The organism is Nocardia sp. NPDC051756, from assembly GCF_040681495.1.
In the GTDB taxonomy this organism is placed as follows: Bacteria; Actinomycetota; Actinomycetes; order Mycobacteriales; family Mycobacteriaceae; genus Nocardia.
In genome coordinates this window covers 54,867-80,768 of the sequence record NZ_JBFAYV010000002.1, presented here as the reverse complement: position 1 = coordinate 80,768, position 25,902 = coordinate 54,867, and the positions used below count along the sequence as shown (strand labels likewise).

Below are 25,902 nucleotides of genomic sequence, written 5' to 3'. Positions count from 1 at the left end.
GCGCGCAGCATGGCGGCAATACCTGTTTCCTACCGTGGGGCCAACCGGATCATTGGAGGCCCTTCTTGAGCACCCCGACGAATCACCCAGTCGCACCTGCCCCGCGCAAGACCGCCGTGGTCGTTGGCCACGGCATGGTCGGGCACCGTTTCGTGGAGGCGCTGCGCTCGCGGGACGAGGTGGGGCAGTGGCAGGTGGTCGTGCTGAGCGAGGAGCGGCTGCCCGCCTACGACCGCGTCGGCCTGTCCGCGTACGTGGGGGCCTGGGACACCGCCGCGCTGGCGCTGCCCGGCAACGAGTACGCCGGTGACGCGCTGGTCGACCTGCGGCTCGGCCAACGCGCCGAGACGATCGACCGGGACGCCCGCAAGGTCACCACGTCGGCCGGCGACACCATCGCCTACGACGCGCTGGTGCTCGCCACGGGCTCGTACCCGTTCGTTCCGCCGGTTCCGGGACATGACCGCCCGGAGTGCTTCGTTTACCGCACCATCGACGATCTGGACGGCATCCGGGCGGCCGCCGAGGCCGCCGGGCCCGGTGCTGTCGGCGTGGTGGTCGGCGGCGGCCTGCTCGGTCTCGAAGCCGCGAACGCGCTTCGGCTGCTCGGCCTCACGCCGCACGTGGTCGAGTACAACCAACGGCTGATGCCCGCCCAGGTGGACGAGGGCGGCGGCGCGATCCTGGAACGCCTGGTCACCGATCTCGGCCTGTTCGTGCACACCGGCGTCGGCACGGCCTCGATCGACGCGGCCGGCAACGGCATTCGGGTCAGCCTGTCCGACGACTCGGTGATCGACGCCTCGCTCGTCGTCTTCTCCGCCGGCGTGCGCCCGCGCGACCAGATCGCTCGCGACAGCGGACTCGAGGTCGGCCCGCGCGGCGGCATCATCACCGATCTCGGCCTGCAGACCTCGGATCCGAGCATCTGGGCCATCGGTGAATGCGCCGCGGTCGAGGGCACCTGCTACGGCCTGGTCGCCCCCGGCTACACCACCGCGGAGATCGTCGCCGACCGATTGCTCGGCGGCGCGGGCGAATTCCCCGGCGCGGATATGTCGACCAAGCTCAAGCTGATGGGTGTCGACGTCGCCAGCTTCGGCGACGCGCACGGTGTCACCGAGGGCGCGCTGTCGGTGGTGCTGCACGACGCCGCGAAGGGCACCTACGCGAAACTCGTTGTCTCCGATGACGCGCAGATCCTGCTCGGCGGCATCCTGGTCGGCGACGCCACCGCCTACGCGGCGCTGCGCCCGCTGGTCGGACGGCCGCTGCCGGCCGAGCCCGCCGCGCTGATCTCGCCCGCCGGCGCGGAACTGGGCGCCGACGCATTGCCCGACGACGCCCAGATCTGTTCCTGCAACAACGTTTCCAAGGGCGCGATCTGCGGCGCCATCGCCGAGGGCGCGTGCGACATCCCCGGCATCAAGCAGTGCACGTCCGCCGGAACCTCCTGCGGCGGTTGCGTTCCCATGCTCAAGAAGCTGCTGGAGCAGTCCGGCGTGGAGATGTCCAAGGCGCTGTGCGAGCACTTCGGCCAGTCGCGCGCCGAGCTGTTCCAGATCGTCCAGGTCACCGGCATCCGCACCTTCTCCGGCCTGATCACCAAGTACGGCAAGGGAACCGGCTGCGACATCTGCAAGCCGACCGTCGCCTCCATCCTCGCCTCGACCTCCAGCGAGCACATCCTCGACGGCGAGCAGGCCGCACTCCAGGACACCAACGATCACTTCCTGGCCAACCTGCAGAAGAACGGCACCTACTCGGTGGTGCCCCGGATGCCCGGCGGCGAGGTCACCCCCGATCAGCTCATCACCATCGGCCAGATCGCCAAGGAATTCGACCTCTACGTGAAGGTCACCGGCGGCCAGCGGATCGACCTGTTCGGCGCGCGAGTGGAACAGCTGCCGCAGATCTGGCAGCGCCTGGTCGACGTCGGCATGGAATCCGGTCACGCGTACGGCAAGTCGCTGCGCACGGTGAAGAGCTGCGTCGGCTCCACTTGGTGCCGCTACGGCCAGCAGGACTCGGTCGGCATGGCCGTGCTGCTCGAAAAGCGTTACCGCGGACTGCGTTCCCCGCACAAGCTGAAGCTGGCCGTGTCCGGCTGCGCCCGCGAATGCGCCGAGGCGCGCGGCAAGGACGTCGGCGTGATCGCCACCGAACATGGCTGGAACCTCTACGTCGGCGGCAACGGCGGCCTCACGCCGAAGCACGCGGTGCTGCTGGCCGGCGACCTCGACGACGAGACGCTGATCAAATACATCGACCGGTACCTGATGTTCTACGTCCGCACCGCCGACCGGTTGCAGCGCACCGCGCCCTGGCAGGAGGCCCTCGAGGGCGGCATCGACTATCTCAAGCAGGTCGTCTGCGAAGACAGCCTCGGCATCGCCGCGGAACTCGAGGCGGCGATGGCCCAGCATGTCGCCGGCTACCGCGACGAATGGGCCGCCGTGCTCGAGGACGAGGAGAAGCTGTCGCGCTTCGTTTCCTTCGTGAACGCCCCGGATGAGACCGATCCCACAATCTCGTTCGACGAAACCGGGGAACGCAAGGTACCGGTCCTGCTCGGGATGCCGGACATTCCGGTCGGCACGCACGGGAAATGACGGCTTAACCCCACAGAAACAGGGCGCCTGTACCAATGGGTAAGGCGTTTGGAGGATGACACCCATGACCGTGATCGATACCCCCGGCATCGCCGCAGTTACCGCCACCGGTTGGACCCAGGCGTGCCGGCTCGACTACCTTATTCCCGGCCGCGGCGTCGCGGTGCTGCTCAAAGGCGGCCGCCAAGCCGCCCTGTTCCTGCTGGCCGACGGCATGCTCTACGCCGTGGGCAACATCGACCCGATCGGCCGCGCCGCGGTCATGTCGCGCGGCATCGTCGGTGACCGCGGCGGCGTCCCGGTCGTCGCCTCGCCGTTGCTGAAGCAGGCGTTCTCCCTGGTCGACGGGCGCTGCCTGGACGACGAATCGGCGCTGCTGCCGGTGTACGCGGTCCGCGTAACCGACGGCATCGTTTCGATCTCCAACGAGCCGGTACTTTCCGGGCTCGCTTCCTCGGACGGGTAAACCGCATGACAACCATCGACGCAGGCCCTTGCCTTGCCGGTTTCACCATCGGCATCACGGCGGCCAGGCGGGCCGAGGAGTTCGCCACGCTGCTGCAGCGGCGCGGCGCCGACATCGTCTCGGCCCCGGCCATCCGGATCATCCCGTTAGCCGACGACACCGAGCTGGAGCGGGTCACCCGCCAGCTCATCACCGATCCGCCGCGGATCGCGGTGGCCACCACCGGGATCGGCTTCCGCGGCTGGATGGAGGCGGCCGAAGGCTGGGGTGTCGCGGAGGATCTGCGCGAGACGCTCGGTGCCGCCCGGATGCTGGCGCGTGGGCCGAAGGCCAAGGGCGCCATCCGCGCTGCCGAACTGCGCGAGGAATGGTCGCCCGCGTCGGAGTCGTCGGCCGAGGTGCTCGATCACCTGCTCGCCGAGGGCGTGGAGGGCGTGCGGATCGCCGTGCAGCTGCACGGCGCCACCACCGAGTGGGAGCCGGTGCCCGACTTCTGTGAGGTATTGCGTTGTGCCGGTGCGGATGTCGTGCCGGTGCCGGTGTATCGGTGGGTGCCGCCGGAGGATCAGGGTCCGATGGATCAGCTGATCGAAGCCATCGTGACGTCGAACCTGGACTGTGTGACCTTCACCAGCGCGCCCGCCGTGGCGTCGATGTTGATGCGCGCCAAGGAAACCGGGCTGCTCGAAGGCGTGCTGCACGCGCTGCGCGGGCGGGTGCTCGCCGCGTGCGTCGGCCCGATCACCGCGGCGCCGCTGGAAGAACTCGGCGTGGCCACCTCGATGCCCGGACGGGCTCGGCTCGGTGCGCTCGCCCGGCACGTCGCCGAGGAACTGCCGCGGCGGGCCAACCGGATCTACGCCGCGGGGCACACGCTCAGCGTGCGCGGCGGCTGCGTCGTGGTCGACGGTGAGGTACGTCAGCTCGCGCCCGCGCCGATGGCGTTGATGCGGTCGCTGGCTCGCCAGCCCGGCCGGGTCGTCTCCCGGGAGAACCTGCTCGCCGCGCTGCCCGGTGGCGGTGACGACACCCACGCCGTCGAAACCGCGATCGCCAGGCTGCGGGCTGGGCTCGGTGCGCCCAAAGCGATTCAGACCGTGGTCAAGCGCGGCTACCGGCTGGCGCTGGACGCGGCCGAATGCATCGACAACAACCCGCGACCCGAGCTGGCGGCGTCCGGCGCGGCCATGCCGACGCGGTACGTGCAGACCTTGGGGACGCCATGACGGATCCTGCCCTGGTGCTGGTGGCACACGGCACCAGGAGCACCCGAGGGGTCCAGATGATCGCCGCGCTGGCCGAGGCGGTGGCCAGGGAGCTCGGCGTCGCGGTTTCGGGGCGCGATGCCGAGCTACCCGGGACGGCTCCGGCGGTGCGGACCGCTTTCGTCGATGTGCTCGGTCCGTCGCCCGCCGAGGTGTTGCGCGATCTGGTCGATGCGACGGGGGAATCCGTTCCCGCCGTTGTGGTTCCGGCGTTCCTTGCCTCCGGGTATCACGTGTATCAGGACGTTCCGCGGGAAGTGGCGCAGAGCGCGCATCCCGCGGTGGCGGTGACTCCGGCGATGGGTCCGGACCCGGCGCTGGCGCGGATCATGACCATGCGGCTGCGCGCCGCGGGCTGGCGTCCCGGCGACGCGGTCGTCTTCGCGGCGGCCGGGTCCTCGGATCCCCGTGCCCGCCAAGATGTTCGCCGCGCGGCCGCGATGCTCGCCGAGCGGCTCGGTACGCCGGTGCGGCTCGGTTATATCGCCACCGGTACGCCTCGGGTTCCTGAAGTTGTTGCGGAGCTTCGTGAGTCCGGTGCGGAACGGGTGTTCGTCGCGTCGTATCTGTTGGCGCACGGTCTGTTTCAGCAACGTCTGCACGATGCGGGAGCCGACGGGGTTGCCGAACCTATCGGTGTGCACCCTGCGGTGGTCCGGCTCATCGCCGACCGTTACCGCGTCGCCGCGCGAGATTTGGTGCGGACGCGCGTCGTCTGACCGATTCGGCGGCGGCGATCAACGGGTTCCCCCTGTAGTCCGTCTATCGGCTCGCGGTTGGGTAGCGCGAGGTGCGTGCGACGGTCTTATCGCGCCTGGCTGAGCGGCACCGAACGGCTCTACCTCCTCCATATGCGCTGACAGCAGCCTCGGCACGCGCCGATCGTGCTGGAATTACGGCTCGTTCGAGCGTGGATGCCGTAAGTTTGCCGATGGATGATTCAGCGGTGGCTTCCGAATCCGAGGGAGGCGTGTTGACCGGAGCCGACGACACGGTGTCGATCGACCGGACGGACGCCACGGCACAGTCGGTGTATCCGCTGTCGACGGCGCAGCTGCGCTGGTGGGTGGCCCAGCAATTGCAGCCGGCGGTGCCGATCACGGTCGCCATGTATCTGGATCTGGCCGGCCCGCTCGACGTCGCGCTGATGTCGCGCTGCGCCCGTCGCGCGGCCCGCGAACTGCAATCGCCGAATCTGCGCTTCCGCCTCGTCGACGGATATCCGCAGCAGTACGTCGATGCCACGGCGGAGCTGTCGATGGAGATCGTGGATGTGACCGGTCAGGCCGACCCGATCGCCGCGGCACAGGATGCGATGGAACGCGACTACAGCGCGCCGCTCGATCCGCTCACCGACGATCTGACCGTGGCGACGGTGTTCCGGATAGCGCCGGATCATCATCTGCTGTACCTGCGCAGCCATCACATCGTGGTCGACGGCGTGGGGGCCGCGGCGGTGCTCCGCCGCACCGGCGAGCTATATCGCGCGGAAATCGTTGCGGGACAGGGGCTCGGCCCGTCGATACAGGACGGTTCGGGCCCTACTTCTGTTCGCGTCGCCCGCGAGTCCGGCAGTGGTCATCGCCGTCCGACCGCGCGGGTGTTGTGGAGTTCCGCGATGCCGGATAAGGCCCGATCGAAGGCGATCGGGGCACTGTCCGTGCCAGAGCTGCTGGAAGACGAACGCAAATACCAAGATTCAGCACGCGCCGCGACCGACCGCGCCTACTGGCACGATCAGCTGGAAACACTCGGCGAACCACTCGGCCTGGCCGGGCGTCCCACCGCACCGCAGCCGCAACCACTTCGAGTCACCGCGACCCTGGATGCCGCGACGGCCGAACTGGTCACCGCCGCCCGCGCTCGCCACGGCGCGACCTTCCCCGAACTGGCCGTCACCGCCTTCGCCTGCTACCTGGCCCGGATGACCGGCCGCAGCGAGGTCACGCTCACGCTGCCGGTCACCGCGCGCCCCACCGCGGCCCTGCGCCGCTCCGCCGGTTCGATGTCGAACGTGGTGCCGCTGCGGCTCAACGGCTTCGACACCGGCACCGTCGACACCGTCATCGCCCAGGTCCGATCCCGGGTGATCGGCGCGCTGCGTCATCAGCGCTACCGCTACGAGGACATGCAGCACGACCGCGGCCAGCAACACGTGGTGCGCGGGGGCTTCGGACCCGTCGTCAACGTCCTCGGCTTCACCGAGCCGTTCGGTCTCGGCGCGCTGACCGGGCAGGTGCGCCTGCTGTCCCTCGGCCCGGTCGAGGACCTGCTGATCAACGGCTACCAGGCAGGTCCCGACGAACGCTCGATCAGCATCGACTTCCACGCCAACCCGGCCCGCTACCGGCCCGACCTGCTCGCCTGGCACCACCGCATGTTCCTCGACTACTTCGCCCGCTTCCTCGCCGCCGAATCCGACTGCCCGATACCGGCTTTGGATCTCGTGCCGCCTGCTCCGGTGGCAACGGATCCCGCGGGTCCGATCCGGGTGCTGCCCGACCTACTCCGCGCCGGCCTGGTGCCGGACGCCGTCGCAATGCAGGACGGCGCTCGCACGATGACCTACCGCGAGCTGGACGAAGCCGCATCGCGCTGGGCCCGCGAGCTGATGGCCGGCGGTGCCCGGCCCGGTGAGTTCGTCGTGGTCGCCATCGCACGATCGCTCGAATCGGTCCTCGCGCTGTGGGCGGTCGCCAAGACCGGAGCGTGTTTCGTGCCGGTCGACCCGAACGACCCCGTCGACCGGATCGCCAGGGTGATAGCGGATTCCGGAGCACGACAAGGACTTACGGTCAACGCGGTGCGCGACAACCTGCCGTGTGACACGGCCTTCGGGACTCGCGAGGTCGAACCGATCCCCGCGGGGGACGGTGCGCAGCGGCCGATCGCGCGGGCCGACGGCCGTAAGGGTTCCGCCAGGTGCAGCATTCACTGGCTGACGCTCGACGACTCCCGAACATTGGCGGAGGCCGATCGCCGGGCGAGCACACCGATCGACGACGAGGAACGGCCGAGGTCACTACGGCCCGACCATCCGGCCTACCTGATCTACACATCGGGCACCACCGGGCTACCGAAGGGTGTGCTGGTCACCCATCGCGGTCTCGGCTCGCTGACCGACTACATCACCGAACACTATGGGGTCGAACGGGATTCGGTGGTTCTGCATGCGCATGCCCCGTCGTTCGACGCGCATCTCCTCGAACTCCTCGCCTGCTTCGCGGCCGGCGCCCGCTTGGTGGTCGAGCCGACATCGGTCGTCGCGGGCGCCGCGCTGTCCCGGCTGATCGCCGACACCGGCGGCACCCACTTCCTCACCACCCCAGCGGTGCTCGCCACCCTGAAACCGGCCGACCTCCCCGGCCTGCAAGCCGTCGTGGTCGGCGGTGAAGCCTGCCCGGCGGAGTTGGTTCGCGAATGGGCACCGCACGTCCGCCTGTTCAATGGTTACGGACCGACCGAAACCACCGTCATGGCAACCCAAACCGCGGCCATGGCACCCGGCGAGCCGATCACCATCGGTGCGGCACTGCCGGGAGTGCTTGCGGTGGTGTTCGATTCGCGCCTGGTTCAGGTCCCGCCGGGTGCTCGGGGAGAGCTGTATCTGGGCGGTCTCGGCGTCGCGGACGGCTATCTCCGCAACCCCGCGGGCACCGCCGTCCGCTTCATCGCCGATCCGTTCGGCATCGGGCGACGGCTCTATCGCACCGGCGATCTGGTCAGCGCCGGTCCGGACGGCGCGTTCGAATTCCTCGGCCGGGTGGACGGGCAGGTCGAGGTGCGCGGGCGGCGCATCGAACCGGCGGAGGTCGAATCGGCTCTGCTCGCGGAACCGGGGATCGCGCACGCGGTGGTCACCGTCGCCGATGCCGGGCACCCGGAAGCCCGCCTGGTCGGTTATGTGGTGGCGGCAGCCGGGATTCGGTTCGATGCCGCCGACACCTTGCGCAGACTGCGCGACACCTTGCCCGCGGCGCTGGTCCCGTCGGCGCTGATCGAACTCGACCGACTACCGGTGTCCGGCAACGGCAAACTCGATCGCGCGGCATTACCCTCCCCGGTGGTCGCGCCGCGTCCCTATCGCGCTCCAGAGACCGCCACGCAGCAGCTGGTCGCCGAGCACATCGGCCGGGCGACAGCACAATCGCAGGTCGGCCTGGACGACGACTTCTTCGAACTGGGCGGGAATTCCCTACTGGGCGTATCGGTCTCGGCCGAACTGGCCGCCGCGACGGATGTTCCGGTGACGGTGCGCTGGCTCTATACGACGCCGACGGTCGAGGCACTGGCCGACCGCATCACCGGCTACGAAGGTGCGGACAGCGTCGACGACGACGCCCTCGGCGTCCTACTCACCCTGCGCCGCAAGGGAACCCGCCCGCCCCTGTTCTGCGTCCACTCTGCCGTCCCGCTGGCCTGGTGCTATGCCGGTCTGGCCCGATACATCACCGACCGCCCGGTGTACGGCCTGCAAGCGCCAGGACTCACCGGTCGAGCCGGAGCGATCAGCACCATCGACGAGCTCGCCGACAGCTACGTCGAGGCGATGATCCGTGTCCAACCCGACGGCCCGTACCACCTGCTCGGCTGGTCCCTCGGCGGTCAGATCGCGCACGCGATCGCGGTCCGGCTGCGCGCCCGTGGCGCCTCGGTCGCCGTACTGGCCATGCTGGACAGCATCGTCTTCCCCGACGGCGTCGACCCGCCGCCGGTGCCGCGGATGCGAGATCTGTTGACCCACTTGCTCGGTGACGAACCGATCGATGCCGACACCCTGCCCGAGGTGACCGCCGCCGAGGCCGCCGCCGAATTGGCCGGCGCGGGTGCGTCATTCGGCACCGGACTGTCGGCGGACCAACTCGAACGCCTGCACCGCGGTTACGTCGACGGCGTCGCCCTCTCACACAACTACCGTCCTGGCGTCTTCGACGGTGACCTGCTGTACTTTTCGGCCACCCGGGGCATGACCGAACTATTCGGCGCTGATCTGTGGCGACCCTTCGTCACCGGCGATCTCATCGAACACCCGGTGGCCGCCACCCACGCCCAGCTCACCAACCCGGCCGTCGTCGCTGTCATCGGCCCGATGCTGGCCAGGCACCTCGAGCGGACCGCCGTGCCCGTCACGGCCCGGACCGCGCCGTGACCGCCTCGACCGCGCGCAGGCAGGTCGGTACCCGCACGGGATTCGAGTGGTGCAACGTCTACGACGATCCGGGGGAGTGGTCGCGGCAGAACCCACACGCCGCCAAACTGATTCGCTACATCGGCGACTACCTGGTCCACCCGCATCCGAAACTGGGCCGGGACGGACCGGTGTGTCCCTTTGTCCGCCATACGATCACGCACCACAGCCTGTGGGTGGCCGTCGTGCCGGGCGGCGACGACCTGACCGCCGAGACCATGACCGCCGCGCTGGACGACGCCTTCGAGATCTACCGTGGCCTGCGCACCGACGCGGACGCCCGAATGCTGGCCTCCGCCACCGTCTTTCCCGGCCTCACCCGCCACGAACTGATCGACGCCGTGCACCTGGCCGGCAAGACCGCGGTGGTGGAGCAGGGCCTGATGCTCGGCCAGTTCTATCCCGGCTGCGGCGTATCCGGCCTGTGGAACAAGGACTTCCGCCCGCTCGACGCCCCGCTGCCGATGCTGGTGATCCGGAAGATGATGAACACCGACTTCCCCTTCCTGGTCGGACGCACGGAATGGCTGTACGCCTACCTGACCCAGGTCGCGCCCGATCTCCCGCGGCGCCTGCGCTGGTCGATAGCTGAGCGACTGCGGATGGCCGACGTCACCGACGATGCCATCACCGACCTGCGCGTTCATTCGTTCGGCGAACACGCCCGGTGAATGCCGGGCGCGCCGCCGCCGCTGATGGATACTCGACGCCATGCGCCGGCTGATGCGATGCCTGGTTCCACTTCTCGCGGTTGCCGCCGCGATCCTCCCGGCCACCACGGCCGCCGCCGATCCCGATTCCCGCATCCTGGATGTGCGGCCGCTCGGCGGGCGGGAAATGGAGGTCGTCGTGCACTCGGCGGCCATGAACAGGCCCATCACGCTGTGGATGTCGCATCCCGGCGCCGGTGCGCCCGCGCTGTACCTGCTCAACGCGGTGGACGGCGGCGAGGACGGCGGGCCGTGGACGCGGCGCACCGATGTCGCGGAGTTCTTCGCGGACAAGAACGTCAACGTGATCGTGCCGATGGGCGGCCGAGCCAGCTACTACACCGACTGGCTGCGTGATGATCCGGCACTGGGCCGCAACCAGTGGACCACCTTCCTGACCAAGGAACTGCCGCCGCTGCTGGAAGCCAAGTTCGGCATGACGGGACGCAATGCCATTGCGGGACTGTCCATGTCGGCCACCTCGGCGTTGAATCTCGCGATCGGCGCACCCGGCCTCTACCAAGCGGTCGGCGCCTACAGCGGCTGCCCGCGCACCAGTGATCCGGTGGCGCAGGCGCTGGTCGCGTCGCAACTCGGCGTGTTCGGTGCGAACCCGGCCAACATGTGGGGCGCGCCGGACAATCCGGCCTGGGCGGCGAACGACCCGATGGTGCAGACCGAACGTCTGCGCGGGTTGGCGCTGTATGTCTCGTCGGGCACCGGCGCGCCGGGCGAGCACGACAATATCGCCGATCAGGGCATCGACGGCAACCCGGCTCGGCTGGCCGACCGGGTGCTGGTCGGCGGTGCGATGGAGACGTTTGTCGGCAGCTGCACCAGGCCGTTCGTCGACCGGCTGCACGCGCTCGGCATCCCGGTCACCGCGAACCTGCGCCCCGCGGGCACCCACGCCTGGACCTACTGGCAGGACGACGTGCACCAGTCCTGGCCGCTGTTCGCCGCGGCGATCGGCGCCTGAGCGGAAAATGTCGGTGCCTGGGTCGACAATTTCGCCATGGCATATGACGAGGAACTGGCCGACCGCATCCGGCTGCACATCAAACCGGGGCCGGAGCTGTCCGAGCGGAAGATGTTCGGCGGGCTCGCCTTCCTGATCGGCGGCAATATGGCCGTGGCCGCCAGCGGGCAGGGTGGGCTGCTGGTCCGGGTCGATCCGCGGGACAGCGACGAGCTGCTCGCGCTCGACTTCGTGGAGTCGATGGTGATGGGCGGCCGGGACGTGACCGGTTGGCTGCGGGTCACCCCCGACGCGGCCGACGACGACGCGGTGCTGCGCGAGTGGGTCGACCGCGGCGTCGGCTACGCGCGCTCGCTGCCGCCGAAAAAGAAGAAGTAGCCCGCGCGGGTCAGCCGCGGACCTGCCTGCGGTAGGTGACGCGGTCGAACTCGCGGCCGTACTCGTCCACGGCGGTCACGTCCATTTCGCTGGCGAAGATGCCGGGGCGGACGTCGACGCGCAGGAACGAGTAGTTGCGGAACCGCACCCGCGACCAGGGGGCCGCCTCGTCCTGCTTGTTGCCGCCGGAACCCCAGACGTAGCTGTTGGGCACCGTGGTATCCGGTAACTCGTTGCCGCGGTAGGACTCTCGCGAACCCGGCTGGAAGTCGTAGCGGGGGCGACCGCCGCCGCCGACCGTGTAGTAGACGGTGCCGTCGGTCTCCGGGTAGACCACCGAGTTGTCGCCGGCCACCTTCGTCGCGGCATTGCCGCGGATCGGGTCGGTGCGTTCGAACACGTGATTGTGCCCTTGCAGCACCAGATCCACCTGGTAGCGGTCGAACAGCGCCACCCAGGCGTCGCGCACGCCGCCGTCGCTGGCATGCGCGTCGGTCGTCGAATAGGCGCAGTGGTGGAAGAAGCAGACCAGGAAGTCGATGCCGGGGTCCGCCCGGTAGGCGGCCAGCGTGCGCTCCACCCAACTCGTCTGTGCCCCAGCGGAATACCCGGTGTTGGCGCGGATCTCGTAGGAGACGTCGTTGGCGTCGAGGGAGAGCACCGCGACATTGCCGTAGGTGAACGAATACGCCGACGGACAGCCGGCCGGGCCGTTGCCGGGGAAGTCGAGTCGCGCCGCGTGCCCGCCGTAGCCGAGGGCGCCGTAGGTCGCCTCCATGTCGTGGTTGCCGGTCGCGAACATCCACGGCGTCTGCGCGGCGCTCGCCTCGATGGCGCCGAAGTAGACGTCCCACACGTACGGGTTGAACTTGTCGAAGCCGTCCGGGAGGTGGCCACCGTGCGCGACGAATTGGGCCGGCTTGCCCGCGCCGGACGGGTCGGCATAGGCGATGTCACCCGCCAGGATGTGGAAATCCGGTCTGGCCGCGGCGATTTGGCGCAGCACGTTGGTCGCGTGCGGCGCGTTCGGCTCGTTGTCCGCCTTGTAGTACTTGTCGTCGTAGTCGCCGGGCGCGACACCTGATGGCAGCGCCGGTGTTTCGTCCGTGCCCTGATCGCCCATCATGGTGAAACGGAACGGCACGATCGCGGCGCGCGCGGTGGGCATCGCGGTGGCGGCCGCGCGGATGTCGCCGGTGAACCCGTCGGCGGTGCGCCAGCGATAGAAGTGCGGCACCCGGCCGGGCAGTCCGTCCACCGGTGCGTGCGCGTAGAACTGTTCTGCCGCAAGCACTCCGCCGTCGCTGGTGGGCAGCTGGGTCAGCAGGTTGCGCACCTCGGCCTCCACCGTCGCGCCGAGCGCGGGCGTCGGGCCGTGGTCGAGGAACACCTTGGTGCCCGCGGGCTGCCTGGACAGTTGCGCGGCGAAGCGGAGCTGGCTGGCCGAGTCCGGGCCGAATCCGACATGGCGGCCGCCGACGGCGAGCTGCGCCTCCTCGGCGTAGGCGCGCTTACCGAACGGCGACGTGCCGACCGCTGCCACGGCCGCCGCGGCGGCTGCCCCGCGCAGGATATTGCGGCGCGACACCGAATGCCGGCGTAAATAGTCGCGATGCCAGTCGTGCTGCTCGGCCATGGTCATCTCGGCGGAGCGCCCGCCCGGTATTCCGGTTTCCGGAATGTCGCCTGCGGGATTCAGCGGATTCGACGCCATACCGACCGATGCTGCGCCGGTCGGGCGCGCTCGGCAACTCGACACTGCGGGCCGAGTGCGAACACTCGGTGAACACTGTCGTTCCGGCCGCCCCCGCCAGGCGAAATTCGCCTATTCCGGTGCCTGCCGCACCCCGATATGCTCCCGCGATGACGCCATTCACCCGCGCAACCGCTGTCGCGATCATGCTCGGCGCCACCCTCTGCGCAGGCCTCCCCGCCGGCGCGACCCCCGGCACCGATATCACCGCCGTCACCCTCGCCCAAGCCCAGATCCCCGCCGGACTTCTCCCGTTCGTCGCGGGCACCGACCTTGTGGTCCGCGAAATCACCATCGCCCCAGGCGGTTCCACCGGCTGGCACTACCACGACGGCCCCGTCTTCGGCATCATCCGCGCCGGCACCCTCACCCACCCCGGCCCCGACTGCGTCGCCCCTGTCTTCCACCCCGGCGATTTCATCTACGAACCCGAAGGCGACTGGAACACCCACATAGGCCGCAACCTAGGCCCCGACCCCCTCATCCTCGACGTCGTCTACGCCCCACCCACCGGCAAACCCCTCTTCCAAGACGCCCCCACCCCACCCTGCGCCTAGCCGTTTCACATCGATATTGTGACTCGAACATATTTTCGAATCTCGAGGTATCTTCGGCGGCATGGTCGGTTCCCAACACGAAGCGTTGCACCGGATCTTCCAGCACGACCCAGAGATGTTCGCGCGTGCGTTCTCACCGATCCGGCTATAGCTGCCGCCGACGTCCCGCTGGCCACTCTTTCCGCAATGACGCACGCCAAAGACCCATACATTGATGCGATACTGAAATCGCTGGCCGCCGCACTGCGAGGGATCGATGAAGAGGACGCCCACGTCTTCGCCGAACTCACCGAACTCGGCCTGGGCAACAGCCCGGCCGCCAAAACTTGGAGGCACCTGATGTCGCTCGACCCGTCGTTCTTCCGCTCGGAGACCTCGCAGCGCCTGCGCGAAGAGGGGCGGACGGTGGGCTTGGCGGAAGGGTTGGCGGCGGGGGAGACCAAGGCGCTCTCCAGAAGCATCCTCGACATTCTCGATGCACGATCGATCAACGTCTCGCCTGACGTCCACCTTCGCATCACATCGTGCGAAGACCAGGATGTGCTGCGTTCATGGCTCCGTCCTGCGGTGACAGCAGCCTCTGCTGCTGAGCTTTTCGAGGTCTAGTGACGGAGTTCTACATCCACGAGGCGGCCAGGGCGGAGATTTCTCGACGGTTGCATGAACTGCGGCGAGAAGCGAAGGTAGCCAACGCGATCGCAGAATGCGTTCTCGAGGTCCTGTATGTGCGAGAGGTCGAAGTACCACCCGATGCTCGTACTTTCATCAGGTCGCACCCAAACCCGAACGTGGTGCTTCCATGGCTCAGTCGTTCGGTGATCGCGACCAGCGTCTCCGACCTCTTCATCGACGATCAGGTGTAGGTGGTCGCTTACGAGGCGGCACGAATCCGCTTCGAAGTCGGCTTCGAGATCCCTGACCTGGACTTCGTTGGCCCGCCAGATCTGACGGTCCGGTGAAAGTCCTGGTCGGCGAGGGTTGGAAATAACTTTTGCGAATTTTGGTGAGATAGGTCGAAGTGGTGGGGGTGGCTTCGACCAGGGGGTGACAGCTAGTCACACACCATCGGCGAGGAGCCCATCATGTCCGTCAATACTTTCTTCTGGTTCGACAGCGCGGCCGAAGAAGCTGCCAAGCTGTACGCGGCAGTGGTGCCAAACTCGCGGATCACCGACGTGTCCCGTAACTCGGACGGGGCGGCGTTCGTCGTCTCGCTCGACCTCGACGGCCATGCGGTCACCCTGATGAACGGCGGGCCGGGGCACGCGCTCACCGACGCGGCCTCGTTGCAGGTCGTGGTCGAGACGCAGGAGGAGATCGACCGGCTGTGGGACGCTCTCACCGACGGCGGCGGCGAGGGCGGCCCGTGCGGCTGGCTGACCGACCGCTTCGGCCTGGCCTGGCAGATCGTTCCCGCGGCCCTGCCGACCCTGATGGGCAGCGACAATCCGGCCAGGACCATCGCCGTCGGCACCGCGCTGCGCGGCATGTCCAAGCTCGACATCAAGACCCTCCAGGACGCCTACGACAACGCCTGACCAGGCTAGGGTCGGTCCCATGCAGCGATTCGAAGCGACCATCGAGTCCGGCGCGGGCGGCGGCGCCTACGTCGCCGTGCCGGACGAGGTGGTCGCGGCGCTGGGCGGCGGCGGCCGCATCCCGGTCGCCGCGGCCTTCGACGGCGTCGAGTACCGCGGCTCCATCGCGGACATGGGTTCCGGTCCCTGCCTCGGCGTGCTCAAGGCGATCCGCACCGAGCTGGGCAAGCAGCCCGGCGACCGGGTCGTGGTGACCGTCGCGCGCGACGACGCCGAACGCACCATCGATATCCCCGTCGACCTGGCGGCCGCCTTGCGCACCGCCGGTCTGACCGCCACCTTCGACAACTTGTCCTTTTCACGACGACGCGAACATGTCACGGCGGTCACCGAAACCAAGCGCGCGGAAACCCGCGCCCGGCGGATCACCAAGGTAGTCGAGTCGCTGAGCTGATCCGCTACACCGCCCGCGGGTCGATATCGGCGAACGTATCCACCCAACGATGCGGTGGCCGTGGCGGATTGGGCTCACCGGGCCGAGCGACCCCGATGGCCCGCCACCCCGCCGCGACCGCCGCGTCGACCTCGTCCGGGTGATCAGACAGGAACAGAATGCGTTCCCCGGCCACTCCGATCGCGCTTGCGATCTTCTCGTACGACGATGGCTCCCGCTTGCCGCCCGCCGTGGACAGATCGAAATGCCCACTGATCAGCGAGGCCAATTCCCCGCCCCGCGCGAACGCGAACCAATCCTGCTGGTTACGCACCGATCCCGACGAATACACGTACAGCTCAAGCCCATCCGCGTGCCAAGCCCGCAGCGCGGGCGGCACATCGGCGAAGAACTCCCCGTGCAGCGCACCGCTGCGGAATCCCTCCGCACAGATCAGCCCCTGCGCCGCCTTCAGCGACTCCGCTTTGACGTCGGTGTCGAGCCAGCCACGCAGAATATCCGCGACCTCAGAGGTATCGGCCTCGGGCCGCCCCGCCTGCGCCCGCACCGCGGCAATGATGGGATCCGCCGCGCCCGTGCGGTTTTCGGCCAACCACGCCGGAAGCCGTTCCCGCGTATAGCCGTACAGGTCCTCCCGCACCGAACTGGTCGGGCTGGTGGTCCCTTCGATGTCGAGGACGACCGTGGTGATCACGAGCTGGTGAGCAATTCGTCGAGGGTCGGGAACCCTTCGCTGATCCGGTCACCGCTGAAATCGCCCACCCAGCCGTCCTCTTCCTCGAAGAAGCGGATGGCGATGAAGTCGGGCCGGCTGCCCATGTCGAACCAGTGCAGCGTGCCGGCCGGCACCGAGAGCAGATCGCCGCCCTCGCAGACGACGGCCAGCACCTCGTGCCCGAGATGCAGGTAGAAGCAACCGCGCCCGGCGGCGAAGTAGCGAACCTCGTCCTCGGCGTGCCGGTGCTCGTTGAGGAACTTCGCCCGCGCCCCCGCGGCGGTCTTCGGCCACTCCGGGTCGGCGTCGTCGGGATGGATGCGGGCGATGTCGATGTGCTTGTAGCGCCCGGACTCGTTCAACTCGGCGACCTGGTCGCCGTAGTGCGCGAGCAGCTCGTCGGAGGCGACCGCGGCGGCGTCGTCCACCACCGGCCAGCGCCCGAATGTGATGCCGTGCCCGGCCAATTCGGTGCCGATCACCGCGTCGTCGGTGGTCCGTACCCGCACGTCGGCCGCGTTGCCGGCGGCCATCACCTGAAGCAAGGTCATGTCAGTCCAATCTCGAGAGTCTCGTCGCGCGCACCGAAGGCGTTCAGCCGCCCGGTGCGAGACACCAGCTCGCACAGGGCCTCCAGGCATTCGGCGCGATCGCGCGCCTGGGAAATATTGTCCCCCCACGCGGTGATCCCGTGGCCCGTGATGCACAGGATCGGCGGTGCGGCAGGGTGTTCGGCCAGGTAGCGCTCGATATCGGCGCCGATGCGCGGCACGTCCGCCCAATTGGGGAAGACCGGGATGTCGATGACCGCGGGATCGGTGCCGCCGAGCCCCTTGATCAGCTCGTAGTCGGTGATGCGCAGGATGGTCACCGCGTCGGGCGTGCCGAAGCGGGTCGCCAGCGCGGTCGCGAACGGCGGATGGATGTGCACGACCGCCTGCGCGGAGGTGGTCCGATATGCCGCGGTGTGAATCGTGGTCTCCGCCGAGGGTTTCCGGCTGTTGCCCGCGGTCGGCGTCGAATCCGCGACCAGAACGGTCACCATATCGTGTTCGGTCAGTTCACCTTTGGACAAACCGCTGCCGGTGATCACCGCCGTGTCGCCGGTGCGCACCGAGATATTGCCCGCGGTGCCCGGCATCCACCCGCGCTGGTACAAGCCGCGCGCGATATCGGCAATTACCTTGCCGGGCAGCAGATCCGCTCGGCCCGACGCCGAATCGCCCGCTGCGCTGTGCACCACACCGAGTTCGGTGACGACCGCGGTCACCAAATCGCCCGGCGTCACATCGAATGCCGGGTTGAACGCCTCGGTCCCCTCGGGAGCCGTTGCCACACCACCGAATCCGATGACCTCGGCGGCGGCCCGCTCCTCCACGACGATGTCGCGCCCGGTCGCCATGTTCGGATCGCGCGTCGACTCCGGCGCCACCACGATGAACGGAATGCCGTGATGCCGGGCGGCCAATGCCAGCGCGTACGTGCCGATCTTGTTCGCCACATCGCCGTTCACGGTGACCCGGTCCGCGCCGACCAGCACGCAGTCGACCTGCCCGGTCGCCATCGCCCAGGCCGCCGCGGAATCAATGGTCAGCCGATGCGGGATGCCCGCCTCGGCCAGCTCCCAGGTGGTGAGCCGCGCGCCTTGCAGCAGCGGCCGGGTCTCGTCGACCAGGACGTTCTCGATCGCACCGCGTTCGGATAGCACCCGCAGCGCACCGATCGCGGTGCCGAACGCACTCGTCGCGAGCCGTCCGGTGTTGCAGTGGGTGAGCACGCGCAGCGGCCGGTCCGGACAGAGCCGCTGCGCCAGATCGGCGGCATGCGTCGCGGCGGCCCGGTTCACCCGGCCGTCCTCGGCGAGCATGTCCAGGGTTTCGGCGAGCACAGCTGCCGCGCCCTGCGCGACCTTGGCCCGCACCCGCTGCACCGCCCAGGCGAGATTCACCGCGGTCGGCCGCGCCGCCGCGATGCGATCGGCGTCGGCCTGCACCCGAACCTCGTCCACCACGCCGTCGACCGTGTGTGCGCCGGTGGCGATGACCACGCCGAACGCCCCCGCGATGCCGATGGCCGGCGCGCCCCGAATGGCCAGCACGCGGATGGCGTCGATGACCGCGTCGACCGTGCCGAGCCGCAGTTCGCGGACCTCGTGCGGCAGCCCGCGCTGGTCGATGGTGACCAGCGCACCGTCGTCCCAGATCAGGGAACTGTCGTCCATCAGGCGCATCCTTTATCGCGTGGAGCCGTGTTGTGCCTGGTCAACGGTATCGGACGGGAGCGGCCCGGAGAAAGTCGGCCGAACGCCCCGGCTACCCGGCGGCGGCCTGGGCGCGCAGCTTCGCGGCCCGTTCGCGCGGGTCGTAATCCGGCCCGACCCCCTCGATCAGCAGCAGATCGCCGTCGATGTGATCGGTGCGCAGGCGGAGGATCGCCTGGTATGCCGGGGAGCGGTACCAGGCCCGCGCGGTCTCCAGATCGGGGAATTCGAGCAGCACCATGCTGCCCGGCCAGTCGCCCTCCACGATCTCGGCGGGCGGTCCGTGGATGACGAAGCGGCCGTGGAACGGATCCAAGGTGTCCTGGATGCGCTCCAGGTACTCCAGGATGTCGGTGTGCGGCCTGCGGGCGCGCAGGTGGGCGAAACCATAGGCGGACATGAGCGGTTCCCTTGTTCGGCGGCGTCGCCGATGCGCGACGCCGATCCGAACGTAGGCCGCGTGCCGCGGCCGGACAATTACCTCGGAGGTAAGGGTGTATCGCCTTATTCCGCAACGAATTCCGCCTCCCGCTCCACCGCCTCGATGGTGCCCGCCGGCACGCGGATCGGACCGGGCGAGTAGGTGATCGCGCGCAGCGTGCCGGTGTAGCGGAACGCGCCGCGCCGCTCCCGCAGGTCCCACGCGACCGGTCCACGGGCATCGACCCCGACGGAAATGCCGGTCCACGGCGACATGCCGACCAGTTGCACCTGATCGCGGAGCTCGGCGACGCGGGTCCCGTCGACCTCGATGCCGAAATCCCAGCGCAGGCGCGGACGTACCGTCGCGGACACCGAGATCCGCCGGGTGCCCGGCGCGAGCGGGCCGGTGGACACCGAGTCGTATCTGCCGTAGCTGTTCACCCCGAACGTCAGCCAGCCGTCTTCGAGGTAGACCAGGTAGCCGCCCAGCGGATCACCGTGTGCGACAAGGACTCCCTCTTCGCCCGGCCGGTAGTTGTCCAACTCCGCGGTGATGGTGAAGTCCCGGTAGGCGATCAGCCGCTGCGAGCGGTAGCGCTCCAAGGTCGGGGTGCCCGGCAGCAGTCGTAGCGGCTCGCTGAAGCGCCGCTCCTCGGGTCGCCTGCGGGCCAGATCCTGCCGGGTTAGCAACGGGAAAACGGTGTTGGCCCAAGCGGATTCGTCCCAGGCCGCGGCCAGCTCGGCGGCCTTCTCCGGGAACTGCGCCGAAAGATCGTGCAGCTCGGTCGGATCGGCGCGCACGTCGAACAGCTGCCAGTTCGGCGCGTCCACGTCGGCGCCGCGTTCGTGCAGGGACAACAGCTTCCAGCCGTCGCGATAGAAGCCGCGATGCCCGGTCATCTCCGAGTACTGCTCGGTGTGTGTCGTGCGCGCCTGCGGGTCACGCAGCAACTCGGCCGCGGAGACGCCGTCGAAGTCCTTGGCCGGCAGTCCGTTACGCACACTCGGCCGGCTCAGTCCGGCCAGTTCCAGCAGGGTGGGCGCGAGATCGGTGACGTAGGCGTACTCGTGGCGAATCCCGTTGTCCGCGCCGTTGCGCGGCAGGCCTTTCGGCCAGGAGACGAGCAACGGCACGCGCACGCCGCCGGCGAAGGTCTGTCCCTTGTAGAAGCGGAACGGCGTATTCGACGCCTGCCCCCAGCCGCGCGGGTAATGCACGCCGAGCCGCGCCGTGCCGATCAACTCCTCGTCCAGCGGGACGTCACCGACCCAGTCCGGGTCGTCGATGTGCGCGAATTCGGCGAAGTAGGTGCGGGTTCCCTCCGGTCCGCCCTCGGCGGTGCCGCCGTTGTCGGAGGTGAACACCACGATGGTGTTGTCCAGTTCGCCGAGCTGTTCGAGGGTGTCGAGGATCCGGCCGAGGCTCTGGTCGATGCTGTCGACCATGCCCGCGTACACCTCCATGTACCGGGCGAACCGGCGCTGCTCCGCCTCGGTGAGCGAATCCCATTCCGCCGCTTCGTAACCGGGCTCGGTATTGCGCGGCTTCTGCTCGGTGCCGGGCGGGAACAGCCCTTGCGCGAGCTGAGCGGCGAACCTGTTCTGCCGCAACTTGTCCCAGCCCTCGGCGTAGCGGCCGCGATACTTGGCCAGGTCCTCCGGCTTGGCCTGCAACGGGCCGTGCATGGCGACGTGCGCGAAGTACAGGAAGAACGGCTTGGCCGAATCGTGCGCCCGCAGATCCTTGATGTAGGAGATCGCCTTGTCGGTCAGATCATCGGTGAGGTAGTAGCCCTCCGGGTACTCCTCGACGTCGACCACGGAGCTGTCCGACACCAGCTGATTCGGGTAGTAGAAGGAGTTCAGGCCCTCCAGCGAGCCGTAGTAGCGGTCGAAACCGCGCTGGGTCGGCCACGAATCCCGGTGCGCCGCAGGGTTCATCGTGGCATCGCGGACCAGATGCCACTTGCCGACGGCGTAGGTCGCGTAACCGTTGGCGCGCAGGATCTCCGGCAGCGTCAGCACGTCGTCGGCGAGTTCCAGGCGCAGGCCGGGATATCCGGGGTCGGCGTTGGCGACGAAGCCGAAACCCGCACGGTGGGAGTTGATTCCGGTGAGCAGCGCGGCCCGCGACGGCGAGCACAGCGGCGTGGTGTGGTAGTTGGTCAGCCGAACACCGCGCGCCGCAAGGCGATCCAGCGTCGGCGTGTCGATTTCGGAGCCGAACGGCCCGATGTCGCTGTAGCCCATATCGTCGACCAGCACCACGATGATGTTCGGTGCGTCGGCGGGCGCGGTCGGCGGGTAGGTCCACTCGGGGGTCGAATCGGCGGTGGTGCGGCCGATGGTGCCGGCAAACGACTCGTAACCGCGCGCATGGGAGGGAACAGGCATCGTTGCAGTAAACGTCGGACGCCGCCCAGGTCACCAGCGTTTAGCGCACGGTGCGCGGAACGCGGCGCCCCGACCACAACCGCGGCCGCCGGTTCGGCAATGAACCGGCGGCGCGCGGTGCAGATCGGTTAGTTCTGGCCCATCCGGCGCTGATCGGCATTACGCCGATCGTCGTCCGACTGGCGCTGGTTCGGCATGCGCTGGCCGTCCGAGGGTGCGCCGGGGCGGTTCATGCCCTGGTTCTGGTTTTGATCCTGGCGCTGCTGTTGCTGCTGCCGATCCATCTGCCTCGGCATTTTCTTAGGCGTTTTCTTCGACTTTTCAGCCATCTCCACTCGGTCCTTTCCGGGGATTGATATTCGCCTAACGACACTCACGATAGCGAGCATCTACCAATTCCGGAAGGGAAAGTGAAAAAAGGCTGTCGCACCGGCGATCCGGGTTGTTTCCGCAGGTAGAGGCGATATTAACTGGTTAAGGCTTACGTGCTTCGATTAGAAATCTGGTCGAGTGGGCGACGAATGGACCATTCGCTCGGATCTCGTCGTGCATCGCCCGGAGCTTGTCCTGGTACCGGTCCACGGTGAAGTCCGGGACCATCCACGGCACCTTCCGCAGGAAGTACACGACCGCGCCGATATCGCCGAACTCGACGCGCAACCGTTCGTAGCGCAGGTCGACGATTTCCAATCCGGCGGCGATTGCCGCGGCCCGATCGTCATCCGGATTGCGGCGCTTACGAATTTCCTCCGGCTGCGCGCCGATGAAATACTCGACGAGTTCGAAAACACTTGCATCACCGACATGTTGCGCCAAATAGGTGCCGGACGGCCGCAATACCCGGGCGATCTCGGACCACCACACGGTGACCGGGTGCCTGCTGCTCACCAGATCAAAGGCATTGTCCCCGAACGGCAACGGCGGCTCGTCGGGATCGGCGACCAGCGCCACGCCCAGCGGGTGCAGCAGTTGGGTGGCCTTGTCGATGTTCGGCGGCCACGACTCGGTCGCCACCATCAGCGGCGGCAGGTTCCCGGCGCCGGCCAGCACCTCGCCGCCGCCGGTCTGAATGTCCAGTGCCGCAGCGACTTTCCCCAGCCGCTCACCCAGCACCCGCTGATACCCCCACGAGGGCCGCTGCTCGCTGGCCCGCCCGTCGAGCCACCCGAAATCCCAACCGGCCACGGAGACCGCGTCGGCCTCGGCTACCAGATCCTCATAGCTGCGTCCCATGCCCCGATTGTTGCCGAGCGGTTGCCGCCACGGCAACCGGGTTTCTAACTGGGAAGCGGCAGGAACTCGACGGTCGCGCCGTCGGCGGCCGCGGCGGGGACGATGACCAGTCCGTCGCGGTCGACCAGACCACCGAGGTGCGCGGTGCGGATGTTCGGGTCGCCGAGCCAGCCGCCCTGCGGGGCGAAGCGGGCGGGGACGATGCGGGCGACCGGCCCGGAGATCTCGGCGGCGTTGTGCAGCGGGCCGAGCAGCGGACGGCGGGCGGTGCCGCCGGTGCGGCCCGCGACCAGGGCGGGGGCCAGCGCCAGTAGGGTGGCCACCGCGGCGAACGGATTGCCGGGCAGGCCGAGAACCGTAGTGCCCGTGGCCAGTTCGGCGACGAGGGTGGAGCCGCCCGGCCGTAGTCGTAGCCGGTGCACCAGGACTCGGGCCTGGGTGCGGTCGACCGCGGCGCGCAGCTGATCGGCCGCGCCGCCGCCGGTCGCGCCGACGATCACCAGCAGGTCGCATCCGGGCGCCTCGGTGAGCACCTCGTCGAAACCGTTCGGGGTGTCGCGCAGGTGTACCCGGTCGGTGGTGCGAATCCCGAACCAGGACAGCAGGTCCGGCAGGATCGGCCCGATCGAGTCGCGGGTCTGGCCCGCGTGCAGCGGGCCGTCGCTGCGGATCTCGTCGCCGGTCATCACGATCCTGGCCCGGACCGGCCCGCGCACCGGCGCCGCGGTCACCTCGACGCTCGCCGCCGCGGAGATCAATGCGGCGGTGACCGGAGTCCCCTGCGGCGCAACGAGATCCCCGGGCTGCCGGTCCTCGCCGCGGCGGCGGACGTCGTCGCGGATCGGGGTGTCCGGTAGTCGACGCAGTCGGTCGTCCGCGGTCACCTGGACGAATTCGTCGCGAAGCACACCGGTGGTGCCGTCCGGCACGTGCGCGCCGGTGGCGATGCGCACGGCCTCGCCGGACAGTAGCCCGACCGGACGGTGACCGCCGGCGAAACCGATATCGCGGCGCAACCGCCACGGCCCCTCGCCCGCCACCGCGTAACCGTCCATCGCGGAAACGTCGAAGCGGGGTAGTGGTCCGACGGCCGTCAGGGGCGTCGCGAGCGCCGCGCCGGATACCGAACGCAGGTCGGCCTCGTAGGTCGTGAGCCGGGAGAGGTTGTCACGCAGGACCTTCCGCGCATCGTCGAGCGCTAGCGCGGGTGCCGGTTCGGCAACCGATGCGCGGGCCAGCCGCACCTCTTCCTCGGTATCGCAGTCGGCGATCCCGGGCAGCGCGATGATCGCCGAGTCGGCCGGGATCAGCGCCTTCATCGGCTGATTGATCAGCGAATCCAGCCGATCGAGCGCGGCCAGCAGCGCGGTCCGCCGCCACACCCCGATCAGATACTGCGGCCGCCCCGACTCGTCCGCCGCGAACACCGCGTCGGCCCCGGATTCGCAGGTGTGCCTGATCAATTCGGTGATCGACCAGGGCGACAGGAACGGCAGATCGGCGGCGAGCACCACCACCAGCGGCGCCGCCGAGCCGAGGGTGTGCAGGCCGGCCCCGATCGCCGCCACCGGTCCGGAGCCCGGCGGCACCTCGCGGGTCTGCTTGATCTCCGGCGCCAGCTCGGGCCGATGCGGGCCGACCACGACCGTGTGCGCGCACTTGGCGACGGCGGCCAGGGCGGCGTCGAGCATGGAGCGGCCGCCGATGACGATCGCGGGTTTGTCCACGCCGCCCATCCGGCTGGCCCGCCCACCGGCGAGCACGATCGCGTCGGCGGTGGTCACCGAGCGCGACCTCGAGCTAGGTACAACATGGCGGACATGCTAATTCGTCGCCGCCGCGAACCCGGGAGGCGGCCGCGAGCCTTCGCTCGCGCAAGCGCGCTGAGCGGACGGTTCAGACGGTGGAGCAGTCGCGGACCGGCCGGAGTAGGCAGAACTCGTTGGTCTCCGGATCGGCCAGGGCCAGGCCCGTCGGCGGGTGCACGCCGTCGCGATCGATCGGCGTGGCGCCGGCCGCGCGCAGCCGGTCCAGCTCGACGGACTGTTCGTCGAACGAGGCCAGATTCAGATGCAGCAGATTGCGGCCCGACTTCACCTCGGGCGTGCGGACGAACTCCAGCCACGAGCCGAGCCCGGTCGCCGAGCGCAGCCCGGCCACCTGCTCGCCGCCGTGCGTGACCGGCCAGCCGGACGCGGCGGCCCAGAATTCGGCCAGCCGCAGCGGATCTCGGGTGTCCATCACGATGGCCGCGACCGCGCCGGTGTCCACATACTCCTCGCGCGGCTCCAGCACACAGAACTCGTTGCCCTCGGGATCGGCCAGCACCACCCACGGCACGGCGCCCTGCCCGATGTCGATGCGGCGGGCGCCGAGCGAGAGCGCGCGATCCACCTGCACCCGTTGATGATCGATCGAGCGGCTGGCCAGATCGAGGTGAATCCGGTTCTTGCCGTGCTTGGCTCGCGCGGCAGGCAGGAACGCCAAGGCGACCTCGGCGCCGTCGGGATCGGGCGCCGCCACATCTACTTCCTCGGGGCGATCGATGGTCACGCCCCAACCGAGCAGCTCGGCCCAGAAGTCCGCGATGAACCGCGGCCGGTCTGCATCGAACACGACACACGCCAGGCGGGTGGACATGTTTCAACGGTAACCGGCGCGCGGCCCGGCGGGTGCGCGTTTACGGAAACGGAAAACGCGCCGCGCGCAGGTTCACTCGCCCCTCGTTGATCGGCACGCCCTCGGTCGCTAGCAGCCGCAGCTGCCGGTCGGCCAGATGCGCGGCCGGCTTGCCGCCCGCGCCGATCACCCGGTGCCACGGCAGGTCGGCGGCGTCGGTGCGCATGATCCAGCCGACCGTGCGCGGGGTGGACAATCCGGCCGCCGCGGCGATGTCCCCATAGGTCGCCACCTTGCCGGGCGGGATGGACGCGACGAGGGCCCGGACCCGCTCGACCTGATCGTCTGTGGTCGGCAC

Annotated in this window: 24 protein-coding genes; 13 read left to right on the top strand and 11 right to left on the bottom strand. The window is 69.0% G+C overall.

The window, feature by feature from the left end; translation table 11 throughout:
• Positions 1-65 precede the first annotated feature (65 nt).
• The 8 genes from nirB to AB0M22_RS06330 all read left to right on the top strand — a co-directional run bounded on the left by nirB (position 66) and on the right by AB0M22_RS06330 (position 11,598).
• Positions 66-2,612, top strand: a complete 2,547-nt coding sequence (gene nirB, locus AB0M22_RS06365; protein WP_364721882.1) for a nitrite reductase large subunit NirB — start codon at positions 66-68, stop codon at positions 2,610-2,612.
• A gap of 64 nt (positions 2,613-2,676) precedes the next feature.
• On the top strand, positions 2,677-3,078 hold the full coding sequence (gene nirD, locus AB0M22_RS06360; RefSeq protein ID WP_364721880.1) for a nitrite reductase small subunit NirD: 402 nt from the start codon (positions 2,677-2,679) through the stop codon (positions 3,076-3,078).
• A 5-nt stretch (positions 3,079-3,083) separates the two neighbouring features.
• Entirely contained in the window at positions 3,084-4,304 is a 1,221-nt protein-coding gene (locus AB0M22_RS06355; RefSeq protein WP_364721878.1) for a uroporphyrinogen-III synthase, read from the top strand.
• The gene (locus tag AB0M22_RS06350) at positions 4,301-5,062 is read left to right on the top strand and encodes a sirohydrochlorin chelatase (protein WP_364721876.1); all 762 of its coding nucleotides are present in this window, start codon (positions 4,301-4,303) and stop codon (positions 5,060-5,062) included. The genes AB0M22_RS06355 and AB0M22_RS06350 overlap by 4 nt, the downstream gene beginning before the upstream one ends.
• Positions 5,063-5,289: 227 nt before the next feature.
• Positions 5,290-9,492, top strand: a complete 4,203-nt coding sequence (locus AB0M22_RS06345; protein ID WP_364721874.1) for an amino acid adenylation domain-containing protein — start codon at positions 5,290-5,292, stop codon at positions 9,490-9,492.
• Positions 9,489-10,202: a DUF6875 domain-containing protein gene (locus AB0M22_RS06340; RefSeq protein WP_364721872.1), complete on the top strand. Its 714-nt coding sequence runs from the start codon at positions 9,489-9,491 to the stop codon at positions 10,200-10,202. The genes AB0M22_RS06345 and AB0M22_RS06340 overlap by 4 nt, the downstream gene beginning before the upstream one ends.
• A 40-nt stretch (positions 10,203-10,242) precedes the next feature.
• On the top strand, positions 10,243-11,220 hold the full coding sequence (locus tag AB0M22_RS06335; RefSeq protein ID WP_364721870.1) for an alpha/beta hydrolase family protein: 978 nt from the start codon (positions 10,243-10,245) through the stop codon (positions 11,218-11,220).
• A gap of 36 nt (positions 11,221-11,256) precedes the next feature.
• Positions 11,257-11,598 carry a TfoX/Sxy family protein gene (locus tag AB0M22_RS06330; RefSeq protein WP_364721868.1) on the top strand — a complete coding sequence of 114 codons (342 nt, stop codon included), beginning with the start codon at positions 11,257-11,259 and terminating at the stop codon, positions 11,596-11,598.
• Between the two features lie 10 nt (positions 11,599-11,608).
• Here the strand turns inward: AB0M22_RS06330 and AB0M22_RS06325 are convergent, their stop codons facing one another.
• Positions 11,609-13,312: a metallophosphoesterase gene (locus AB0M22_RS06325; protein WP_364721866.1), complete on the bottom strand. Its 1,704-nt coding sequence runs from the start codon at positions 13,310-13,312 to the stop codon at positions 11,609-11,611.
• 149 nt (positions 13,313-13,461) lie between these two features.
• Here AB0M22_RS06325 and AB0M22_RS06320 point away from each other — a divergent pair, with 149 nt between their 5' ends.
• From AB0M22_RS06320 to AB0M22_RS06300, 5 genes are all read left to right on the top strand, one after another.
• A complete protein-coding gene (locus AB0M22_RS06320) occupies positions 13,462-13,908 on the top strand; it encodes a cupin domain-containing protein (RefSeq protein WP_364721864.1) in 447 nt (148 codons plus the stop codon).
• Between the two features lie 186 nt (positions 13,909-14,094).
• The gene (locus tag AB0M22_RS06315; protein ID WP_364721862.1) at positions 14,095-14,514 is read left to right on the top strand and encodes a hypothetical protein; all 420 of its coding nucleotides are present in this window, start codon (positions 14,095-14,097) and stop codon (positions 14,512-14,514) included.
• The gene (locus AB0M22_RS06310; RefSeq protein WP_364721860.1) at positions 14,514-14,771 is read left to right on the top strand and encodes a hypothetical protein; all 258 of its coding nucleotides are present in this window, start codon (positions 14,514-14,516) and stop codon (positions 14,769-14,771) included. The genes AB0M22_RS06315 and AB0M22_RS06310 overlap by 1 nt, the downstream gene beginning before the upstream one ends.
• 219 nt (positions 14,772-14,990) lie before the next feature.
• The gene (locus AB0M22_RS06305; RefSeq protein ID WP_364721858.1) at positions 14,991-15,446 is read left to right on the top strand and encodes a VOC family protein; all 456 of its coding nucleotides are present in this window, start codon (positions 14,991-14,993) and stop codon (positions 15,444-15,446) included.
• Between the two features lie 19 nt (positions 15,447-15,465).
• A complete protein-coding gene (locus AB0M22_RS06300) occupies positions 15,466-15,900 on the top strand; it encodes a YdeI/OmpD-associated family protein (RefSeq protein ID WP_364721856.1) in 435 nt (144 codons plus the stop codon).
• 4 nt (positions 15,901-15,904) lie between these two features.
• Here AB0M22_RS06300 and mtnC read toward each other — a convergent pair whose 3' ends face one another.
• The 10 genes from mtnC to AB0M22_RS06250 form a co-directional block, all read right to left on the bottom strand.
• Positions 15,905-16,594: an acireductone synthase gene (gene mtnC / locus AB0M22_RS06295; RefSeq protein ID WP_364721854.1), complete on the bottom strand. Its 690-nt coding sequence runs from the start codon at positions 16,592-16,594 to the stop codon at positions 15,905-15,907.
• Positions 16,591-17,166: a cupin gene (locus tag AB0M22_RS06290; RefSeq protein ID WP_364721852.1), complete on the bottom strand. Its 576-nt coding sequence runs from the start codon at positions 17,164-17,166 to the stop codon at positions 16,591-16,593. The genes mtnC and AB0M22_RS06290 overlap by 4 nt, the downstream gene beginning before the upstream one ends.
• Positions 17,163-18,836: an S-methyl-5-thioribose-1-phosphate isomerase gene (gene mtnA, locus AB0M22_RS06285; RefSeq protein ID WP_364721850.1), complete on the bottom strand. Its 1,674-nt coding sequence runs from the start codon at positions 18,834-18,836 to the stop codon at positions 17,163-17,165. Before mtnA ends, AB0M22_RS06290 begins: the two co-directional genes overlap by 4 nt.
• A 91-nt stretch (positions 18,837-18,927) precedes the next feature.
• Positions 18,928-19,275, bottom strand: a complete 348-nt coding sequence (locus AB0M22_RS06280; RefSeq protein WP_364721848.1) for a DUF1330 domain-containing protein — start codon at positions 19,273-19,275, stop codon at positions 18,928-18,930.
• Positions 19,276-19,379: 104 nt separating this feature from the next.
• Positions 19,380-21,692 (bottom strand): arylsulfatase, encoded by a 2,313-nt coding sequence (locus tag AB0M22_RS06275; protein WP_364721846.1) that lies wholly within the window; start codon positions 21,690-21,692, stop codon positions 19,380-19,382.
• A 128-nt stretch (positions 21,693-21,820) separates the two neighbouring features.
• On the bottom strand, positions 21,821-22,021 hold the full coding sequence (locus AB0M22_RS06270; RefSeq protein ID WP_150402509.1) for a hypothetical protein: 201 nt from the start codon (positions 22,019-22,021) through the stop codon (positions 21,821-21,823).
• A gap of 145 nt (positions 22,022-22,166) precedes the next feature.
• Positions 22,167-22,925 (bottom strand): class I SAM-dependent methyltransferase, encoded by a 759-nt coding sequence (locus AB0M22_RS06265; RefSeq protein WP_364721843.1) that lies wholly within the window; start codon positions 22,923-22,925, stop codon positions 22,167-22,169.
• 44 nt (positions 22,926-22,969) lie between these two features.
• On the bottom strand, positions 22,970-24,709 hold the full coding sequence (locus AB0M22_RS06260) for an NTP transferase domain-containing protein (protein ID WP_364721841.1): 1,740 nt from the start codon (positions 24,707-24,709) through the stop codon (positions 22,970-22,972).
• 112 nt (positions 24,710-24,821) lie between these two features.
• The gene (locus AB0M22_RS06255) at positions 24,822-25,565 is read right to left on the bottom strand and encodes a VOC family protein (RefSeq protein WP_364721839.1); all 744 of its coding nucleotides are present in this window, start codon (positions 25,563-25,565) and stop codon (positions 24,822-24,824) included.
• A 40-nt stretch (positions 25,566-25,605) separates the two neighbouring features.
• On the bottom strand, positions 25,606-25,902 hold the full coding sequence (locus AB0M22_RS06250; RefSeq protein ID WP_150402513.1) for an MGMT family protein: 297 nt from the start codon (positions 25,900-25,902) through the stop codon (positions 25,606-25,608).